General features: G+C 70.1%; 8 protein-coding genes. 7 read left to right on the top strand and 1 reads right to left on the bottom strand.

Annotated elements, in window-relative coordinates:
• Positions 1 to 163: 163 nt before the first annotated feature.
• Positions 164 to 670, bottom strand: a complete 507-nt coding sequence (locus A7A76_RS10880; RefSeq protein ID WP_206411202.1) for a peptidylprolyl isomerase — start codon at positions 668 to 670, stop codon at positions 164 to 166.
• Positions 671 to 1,135: 465 nt separating this feature from the next.
• Here A7A76_RS10880 and typA point away from each other — a divergent pair, with 465 nt between their 5' ends.
• The 7 genes from typA (at position 1,136) to pqqE (ending at position 7,410) form a co-directional block, all read left to right on the top strand.
• Entirely contained in the window at positions 1,136 to 2,965 is a 1,830-nt protein-coding gene (typA, locus tag A7A76_RS10875; RefSeq protein ID WP_206411201.1) for a translational GTPase TypA, read from the top strand.
• Between the two features lie 427 nt (positions 2,966 to 3,392).
• Complete coding sequence (locus A7A76_RS10870) at positions 3,393 to 3,866, top strand: DUF2127 domain-containing protein (protein ID WP_206411200.1); 474 nt, start codon at positions 3,393 to 3,395, stop codon at positions 3,864 to 3,866.
• A gap of 223 nt (positions 3,867 to 4,089) precedes the next feature.
• Positions 4,090 to 4,173, top strand: coding sequence for a pyrroloquinoline quinone precursor peptide PqqA (pqqA, locus tag A7A76_RS26485; protein ID WP_206411203.1), 84 nt, complete (start codon positions 4,090 to 4,092; stop codon positions 4,171 to 4,173).
• A 64-nt stretch (positions 4,174 to 4,237) separates the two neighbouring features.
• The gene (gene pqqB, locus A7A76_RS10860; RefSeq protein ID WP_206411199.1) at positions 4,238 to 5,167 is read left to right on the top strand and encodes a pyrroloquinoline quinone biosynthesis protein PqqB; all 930 of its coding nucleotides are present in this window, start codon (positions 4,238 to 4,240) and stop codon (positions 5,165 to 5,167) included.
• Entirely contained in the window at positions 5,164 to 5,994 is an 831-nt protein-coding gene (gene pqqC / locus A7A76_RS10855) for a pyrroloquinoline-quinone synthase PqqC (RefSeq protein ID WP_206411198.1), read from the top strand. The genes pqqB and pqqC overlap by 4 nt, the downstream gene beginning before the upstream one ends.
• Positions 5,991 to 6,287, top strand: a complete 297-nt coding sequence (gene pqqD / locus A7A76_RS10850; protein ID WP_206411197.1) for a pyrroloquinoline quinone biosynthesis peptide chaperone PqqD — start codon at positions 5,991 to 5,993, stop codon at positions 6,285 to 6,287. Before pqqC ends, pqqD begins: the two co-directional genes overlap by 4 nt.
• A 10-nt stretch (positions 6,288 to 6,297) precedes the next feature.
• Positions 6,298 to 7,410 carry a pyrroloquinoline quinone biosynthesis protein PqqE gene (gene pqqE / locus A7A76_RS10845; protein WP_206411196.1) on the top strand — a complete coding sequence of 371 codons (1,113 nt, stop codon included), beginning with the start codon at positions 6,298 to 6,300 and terminating at the stop codon, positions 7,408 to 7,410.
• Positions 7,411 to 7,749: the final 339 nt, after the last annotated feature.

Below are 7,749 nucleotides of genomic sequence, written 5' to 3'. Positions count from 1 at the left end.
GGCGCGCGGCGGCGCGGTCAGCGAGCCGGACCCGCCGCGCCGTCGCGGCGGCCGTCACGCTGCCGCCGGCACAAAAAAGCGCCGCAAAAAAACAGGGGCGGCCGAACGGCCGCCCCTGTCGGGTGTCGCATCAGGCGAGGGCCGCGCCGGGCGGCCGCCGCGCTTACGGACGCGCGGCGGCGTCGAGCACCTTGTTCCACTCGGCCACGCGCTCGGCCTTGGCGGCCAGCACCGCGGCGGTGTCGCCCTCGATCTTCACCGAGTTGATCTTGTCGCCCTGCTGCACGGTGTCGACGATCTGCTGGCCTTCCAGCACCTTGCCGAACACGGTGTGCTTGCCGTCGAGCCAGTCGCAGACGATGTGGGTGATGAAGAACTGGCTGCCGTTGGTGCCCGGGCCGGCGTTGGCCATCGACAGCACGCCGCGCTCGTGGCCCAGGCCGTTGCGGGTCTCGTCCTCGAAGCGGTAGCCCGGGCCGCCGGTGCCGGTGCCCTGGGGGCAGCCGCCCTGGATCATGAAGTTGGGGATCACCCGGTGGAAGTTCAGGCCGTCGTAGAAGCCGCGCTGGGCCAGGTTGACGAAGTTGGCGACGGTCAGCGGCGCCTTCTCGGCGTTGAGTTCGACGCGGATCGGGCCGCGCGAGGTGTCGAAGGTGGCGATCAGGCTCATGCAACGTGCTCCAGGTGGTGCGATGGGATGGGATGACTCGTCGCCGGCCGAGATGGCGACGATGGAGGCGATCCACAAGGGTATCGAAGCGCCAGCCGTCGCGCCGCCCGCCCGAAGCCCCTGAAGGAGCGGCGCGAGCCGCGACCACCCGAAGCCCGGCCCATGCGACCGCAACGGACGGCCCGAGACCCCGGCTCCCGTCCGGGCCCGCCTTTCGCATCGCCCGAGGAGATCCGATCCCGGCGAAGGATTTCTGGAAACAAGGCGTTTTTCGCGGGTTTCGGTCCGGCGGCGCCGGGTCGCGGCTCGCGCCGCTCCTACCGGGCGAGACCGAAACGGCGCCGGCCCGTTCAGCTCCCTGAGCCCCTGAACAAAAATCCCCGCCCGCACAGGCGCTTGCCGCATTTGCCCCGTATAATGGCCGGCTTCCTTCCAACGTCTAGGCGCCTTCCGGCGTCCTCCCGCATGTCCATCGAACGCCTGCGCAATATCGCCATCGTCGCCCACGTCGACCATGGCAAGACCACCCTCGTCGACTGTCTGTTGAAGCAGTCGGGCACCCTGTCCGAGCGCACGGTGCTGGCCGAGCGCGCGATGGACAGCAACGACCAGGAAAAGGAACGCGGCATCACCATCCTGGCCAAGAACACCGCCATCACCTGGCAGGGCAACCGCATCAACATCGTCGACACCCCGGGCCACGCCGACTTCGGCGGCGAGGTCGAGCGCGTGCTGTCGATGGTCGACTCGGTGCTGATCCTGGTCGACGCGATGGACGGCCCGATGCCGCAGACCCGCTTCGTCACCCAGAAGGCCTTCGCGATGGGCTTCAAGCCGATCGTCGTGGTCAACAAGATCGACCGTCCGGGCGCGCGTCCGGACTGGGTCATCGACCAAGTGTTCGACCTGTTCGACAAGCTCGGCGCCACCAACGAGCAGCTCGACTTCCCGATCGTCTACGCCTCGGCGCTGCACGGCTACGCCAGCCTCGACGACGCCGCGCGCTCGGGCGACATGACCCCGCTGTACGAAGCGATCATGAAGCACGTCCCGCCGCCGGAAGTCGATCTCGACGGCCCGTTCCAGATGCGCATCAGCCAGTTGGACTACAGCAACTTCGTCGGCCTGATCGGCATCGGCCGCATCCAGCGCGGCAAGGTCCGCCGCAACATGCCGGTCAGCGTGGTCGACCGTCACGGCAAGAAGCGCCAGGGCAAGGTCCTGCAGGTGCTCGGCTTCATGGGCCTGGAGCGCCTGGAGACCGAGGAAGCCGAGGCCGGCGACATCGTCGCCATCTCCGGCGTCGCCGACCTGTCGATCTCCGACACCGTGTGCGCGCTCGACACCCCGGAAGCGCTGCCCGCGCTGACCGTCGACGAGCCGACCATCAGCATGACCTTCCAGGTGAACAACTCGCCGTTCGCCGGCAACAAGGATCTCAGCGGCGGCAAGTTCCTCACCAGCCGCCAGCTGCGCGAGCGCCTGGTGCGCGAGACCCTGCACAACGTGGCGCTGAAGGTCGAGGAAGGCTCCGATCCGGACAAGTTCCTGGTCTCCGGCCGCGGCGAACTGCACCTGTCGGTGCTGATCGAGAACATGCGCCGCGAAGGTTTCGAGCTGGCCGTGTCGCGCCCGGAAGTGATCATCAAGGAGATCGACGGCCAGCTGATGGAGCCGATCGAGCAGTTGGTGGTCGACATCGAAGAGCAGCACCAGGGCGGCGTCATGGAGAAGCTCGGCATCCGCAAGGCCCAGCTCAAGAACATGGAGCCCGACGGCAAGGGCCGCGTGCGCCTGGACTACATGATCCCGGCGCGCGGCCTGATCGGCTTCCAGAACGAGTTCCGCACCCTGACCCAGGGCTCGGGCCTGCTGTTCCATGTGTTCGACCACTACGGCCCGAAGGAACAGGGCGCGATCGCCAAGCGCATCAACGGCGTGATGATCGCCAATGCGCCGGGCACCACTCCGGCCTATTCGCTCGGCCCGCTGCAGGAGCGCGGCAGGCTGTTCGCCGCCGAAGGCGACAACGTGTATGAGGGCCAGCTGGTCGGCATCCACTCGAAGGACAACGACCTCACCGTCAACGCGATCAAGACCAAGCCGCTGACCAACATGCGCGCTTCGGGCAAGGACGATGCGATCCAGCTGAGCCCGGCGATCAAGTACACGCTGGAGCAGGCGCTGGACTTCATCGAAGACGACGAGCTGGTCGAAGTCACGCCGAAGGAAATTCGCCTGCGCAAGAAGTTCCTCACCGAAAGCGACCGCAAGCGCGCCTCGCGCGCTGCCTGAGCCGAACAGGGCGCCGCGAGGCGCCCTGTTTGTTTGTGGCGCCGGCAACGCGCGCCGGCCCGGTGCGCGGCCGGTTGAGGCGACACCCGCAGGCCAGGCGCTCGCTGCGCCCGCGCCGGCGAGCGCCCGACCGCCCTGCTCCGCCCGATTCGGCCGCGCGGGCGCCGCACCGGCTTGAACCGCGCCGTCGCCGCCCCAAGTCTTGCGGTTCCGCCGCCGCGCTTGCGCCGCGGTGCGGGATCATGGGCCAGGCTCGCGGCGGCGCATCGCGCCCGGCACAGGCCCGCCGCTCCCGCAAGGCACGGCCGGACTCCCCGGCGCCCGATGAGGATCCAAGCCGCATGCGTCCGCTTCCCCCGCTCCGCCTGCCCGCTGCCGCACCGTCCCGCCCGCGCGGCGCACCGTCCGCGCCCGGCGCCGCTGCGCGATGAATCCGGCCGATCCGCACTACAACGCCGACCCCAAGGCCCATCCGGGCCTGCACGCCATCGCCATGGTCGAGGCGGTCAAGGGCCTGCTCGCGCTGTCGGCGGCCAGCGGCCTGGAGCTGCTCGGCCCGGCGCCGCTGCAGCGCTGGATCGAACTGCTGATCCGCCGCTTCCACCTCGACCCCGAGCACGGCTCGATGGCCTGGCTCGCGCACAGCATCAGCCCCGGCTCGGTGCACCTGGCCGCCGGCATCGTGTTCGCCTACGCCGCCTTGCACCTGCTCGAAGCCTGGGGCCTGTGGAAGGCCAAGGCCTGGGCCTCGTGGCTGGGCTGCGTCGGCGCCGCGCTGTACCTGCCGTTCGACATTTTCGCGATGGTCCGGCACCCGGGCTGGCTCGCCAGCGCGGTTCTCATAATCAACGTGATCGTGGTTTGGGTTCTCGCCCGCGACATCCTCAAGCGCCGCCGTTGAGCGGCGCGTGCGTTCGCCGCGAGCGATGCGGCCGCGCGCGCCGGCGCATTAACGAAAACTTCTCCGCACGCGCGCGCATTCGTGGCGCGCTTCGCGTCCGTAGCGGCCTCCAATCACAGGCATCGCGGCGCGCGCGGGTGTATCGTGGATCGGTCGCGGTAGCAAGCCGCGACGGCGCGTTCGCGCCCCGCCCAGCGGCTCCACCCCTGCAAGAGGAACGCTCATGAAGACCTGGTCCAAGCCTCAGATCGTCGAAATCCCGTGCGGCTGCGAAATCAATTCGTACTCCTCCGGCGACCTGTTCTGAGCATGCCCGCTTCCGCCGTCGCCCTTCGCGCGCGGCCGCGCAGCCTGCCGACGGTATCTCGGTGATGCGCATCCTCGTGCTCGGAGCGGCGGCCGGAGGCGGCTTTCCGCAGTGGAACTGCAACACGCCCGGCAGCCGCCGGGCGTGGCGCCAGGAGGACGGCGCCAAGCGCCGCAGCCAGGCCAGCATCGCGGTCAGCGCCGACGGCGAACGCTGGCTGCTGGTCAACGCCTCGCCCGATTTCCGCCAGCAGGTGCTGGCGCTGCCGCCGCTGTGGCCGCAACGCGGCCTGCGCCATTCGCCGATCGAGGCGGTGCTGCTGAGCAGCGGCGAGATCGACCACATCGCCGGCCTGCTGTCGATGCGCGAACGCCAGCGCTTCGACCTGTGGGCCAGCGCGCGCGTGCACGAGGTGCTCGCGCTGAATCCGATCTTCGATGCGCTGCATCCCGATTACGTCGCGCGCAAGCCGCTGGCGCTGGACACCCCGGTCGACATCGACGGCGTCGATGCGCCGCTGGGCCTGCGCGTCACCGCGTTCGCCGTGCCCGGCAAGGTGCCGCTGTTCATGGAATCGCGCAGCGAAACCTTGCAAGGCAACGACGACGACACCGTCGGCCTGGAGATTTCCGACGGCCGCGAACGCTTCTATTACATCCCCGGCTGCGCCGCGCTGACCGCGCCGCTGCGCGAACGCCTGCGCGGCGCGGCGCTGGTGTTCTTCGACGGCACCTTGTGGCGCGACGACGAAATGCAGCGCGCCGGCGTCGGCAGCAAGACCGGCGCGCGCATGGGCCACATGAGCATCGCCGGCGGCAATGGCGAGGACGACGCCGGCACCCTCGCCGCGTTCGCCGACCTGGCGGTGCGGCGCAAGCTGTTCATCCATCTCAACACCACCAACCCGGTCCTCGACGAGACCTCGCCCGAACGCGCGCAAGCGCGCGCGCTGGGATGGGAGGTCGCCGAGGACGGCATGGAACTCACGCTATGAACGCCGCAGCCGCCCCCGCGGCGGCGCCCGCGCCGAACGCGCGCGACGCCGCGCTTGCGCCCGACGAGCTCGAAGCGCGCCTGCGCGCGATCGGCGCCGAGCGCTATCACGACCAGCATCCCTTCCACGTGCTGCTGCACAGCGGCCGGCTCGGCCGCGGCCAGATCCAGGCCTGGGCGCTGAACCGCTTCGAATACCAGCGCTGCATCCCGCTCAAGGACGCCGCCCTGCTCGCCCGCATCGAGGATCCGCAGTTGCGCCGCATCTGGCGCCAGCGCATCGTCGACCACGACGGCGATCGCGACGGCGACGGCGGCATCGCCCGCTGGCTGCGCCTGACCGACGCGCTGGGATTGCCGCGCGAGCTGGTCGAATCCGGCCGCGCGCTGCTGCCGGCCACGCGCTTCGCGGTACAGGCCTACATCCACTTCGTGCGCGAACGCAGCCTGCTGGAAGCCATCGCCTCCTCGCTGACCGAGCTGTTCGCGCCGAAGATCATCGGCCAGCGCGTCGCCGGCATGCTGGCCAACTACGACTTCGTGTCCAAGGACGCGCTGGCCTATTTCGATTCGCGCCTGCACCAGGCGCCGCAGGACGCCGACTTCGCCCTGGACTACGTCAAGCGCCACGCGCTCAGCCGCGAGCAGCAGGAATCGGTGCTGGCCGCGCTGCGTTTCAAGTGCGACGTGCTGTGGTCGATGCTCGACGCGCTGCATCTGGCCTATGTCGAGCCGCGCCTGATTCCGCCGGGCGCGTTCCGCCCGCAGGAGCTCGCCTATCACAGGCTCGCCTCTCAGACGCCCGGCCCCCAGGAGCCGCGACCATGAGCGCCGCCATCGATTCGGGCAGCGTGATGCGCTTTCCGGTCGGCGTGCGCCTGCAGCACGACCGCACCCGCGAGCGCTGGGTGCTGCTGGCGCCGGAGCGGGTGATCGAACTGGACGACATCGCCCACGCGGTGCTGACCCACATCGACGGCCGCTCGAACGTGGAAGCCATCGTCGCCGCGCTGGCGCGCGACTACGGCGCCGACCCCGGCGAGATCTACGGCGACGTGATCGACCTGTTCTCCACGCTGATGGAGAAACGCATGCTGGCGTTCGCGCCGCAGCTGACCTGAGCGCGCGGCGATGAACGCCCGTCCGGCCGACCTGCCCGCCGCGCCCGCGCCGCCGCTGGCGGTGCTGCTGGAACTCACCCATCGCTGTCCGCTGGCCTGCCCGTATTGCTCCAATCCGCTGCAGCTGGTCGGCCTGCGCCAGGAGCTGGACACCGCGCAGTGGCAGCGCGTGCTCGAGCAGGCCGCCGAACTGGGCGTGCTGCAAGCGCATTTCTCCGGCGGCGAACCGACCCTGCGCAAGGATCTGGCCGAGCTGCTGGCGCACGCCCGCGCCCACGGCCTGTACTGCAACCTGATCACCTCCGGCGTCGGCCTGAGCCGCGAACGCCTGATCGAGTTGCAGAACGCCGGCCTCGACCACCTGCAACTGAGCCTGCAGGACAGCCGCGCCGACGGCGCCGACCGCATCGCCGGCTACCAGGGCGCGCACGCGCGCAAGCTGGCGCTGGCGCGCTGGTGCGGCGAGCTGGATCTGCCGCTGACGCTCAACGCGGTGATCCATCGCCACAACGCCGAGCGCGTCGGCGAGATGATCGAACTGGCCTTGGAACTCGGCGCCGGCCGGCTCGAGGTCGCCCACACCCAGTACTACGGCTGGGGCCTGAAGAACCGCGCCGCGCTGCTGCCGACCCGGGCCCAGTTCGACGCGGTCAGCGCCGTGGTCGCCGACGCGCGCGAACGCCTGCGCGGGCGCCTGACCATCGACTACGTCACCCCCGACTACTACGCGCGCCGGCCCAAGCCGTGCATGGGCGGCTGGGCGCGGCGTTTCCTCAACATCACGCCCGAAGGCAAGGTGCTGCCGTGCCACGCGGCCGAGACCATCGCCGGGCTGCGCTTCGACAGCGTGCTGGAACGCGGCCTGGACGAAATCTGGCGCGACTCGGACGCGTTCAACCGCTATCGCGGCACCGACTGGATGCCCGACCCCTGCCGCGGCTGCGAACACCGCGAACGCGACTGGGGCGGCTGCCGCTGCCAGGCGCTGGCGCTGAGCGGCCGCGCCGACACCCTCGACCCGGTCTGCGAAAAATCCCCGGACCACGCCGGCCTGCGCGCGCTGGCCGAACGCGAATCGCAAGCGCCGGCGCCCGAGTTCGTCTACCGCCGCCCAGGGCGCTGACGCTCGCGCCTGGGCTCCCTGTAGGAGCGGCGCAAGCCGCGACCGCGAAACCACACTCACGGCGATGGTTTCGTCGTAGCTGCGCATCCGCGGTCGCGGCTCGCGCCGCTCCTACAGTCGGATACGAAACCAGCCACGGCTCCTGCAGGAGCGACGGAGGCCGCGACCGCGAAACCACGCCAACGACGAACTCCACCGACGCTCTGTAGCCCAGCCCAGCAGCGGCCGCAGCGCAAACGCAGTTGCGCGGCGAAGGATCATCGGCAGCCGCTTCTGTGGGAGGGACTTCAGTCCCGATGCTTTCCGCTCCGACCGCCCGCCTCCCCGGCGACCCGACAG

It is taken from the genome of Lysobacter enzymogenes, from assembly GCF_017168095.1.
In the GTDB taxonomy this organism is placed as follows: domain Bacteria; phylum Pseudomonadota; class Gammaproteobacteria; order Xanthomonadales; family Xanthomonadaceae; genus Lysobacter; species Lysobacter enzymogenes_D.
This window is presented reverse-complemented; position numbering and strand designations above follow the sequence as displayed.

What these genes read in the sequence shown, in the direction of transcription:
- pqqC (WP_206411198.1), top strand. Translation starts at nt 5,164, where the DNA reads ATGAACGCCGCAGCCGCCCCCGCGGCGGCGCCCGCGCCGAACGCGCGC.
- A7A76_RS10880 (WP_206411202.1), bottom strand. Translation starts at nt 670, where the DNA reads ATGAGCCTGATCGCCACCTTCGACACCTCGCGCGGCCCGATCCGCGTC.
- pqqB (WP_206411199.1), top strand. Translation starts at nt 4,238, where the DNA reads ATGCGCATCCTCGTGCTCGGAGCGGCGGCCGGAGGCGGCTTTCCGCAG.
- pqqE (WP_206411196.1), top strand. Translation starts at nt 6,298, where the DNA reads ATGAACGCCCGTCCGGCCGACCTGCCCGCCGCGCCCGCGCCGCCGCTG.
- pqqA (WP_206411203.1), top strand. Translation starts at nt 4,090, where the DNA reads ATGAAGACCTGGTCCAAGCCTCAGATCGTCGAAATCCCGTGCGGCTGC.
- A7A76_RS10870 (WP_206411200.1), top strand. Translation starts at nt 3,393, where the DNA reads ATGAATCCGGCCGATCCGCACTACAACGCCGACCCCAAGGCCCATCCG.
- pqqD (WP_206411197.1), top strand. Translation starts at nt 5,991, where the DNA reads ATGAGCGCCGCCATCGATTCGGGCAGCGTGATGCGCTTTCCGGTCGGC.
- typA (WP_206411201.1), top strand. Translation starts at nt 1,136, where the DNA reads ATGTCCATCGAACGCCTGCGCAATATCGCCATCGTCGCCCACGTCGAC.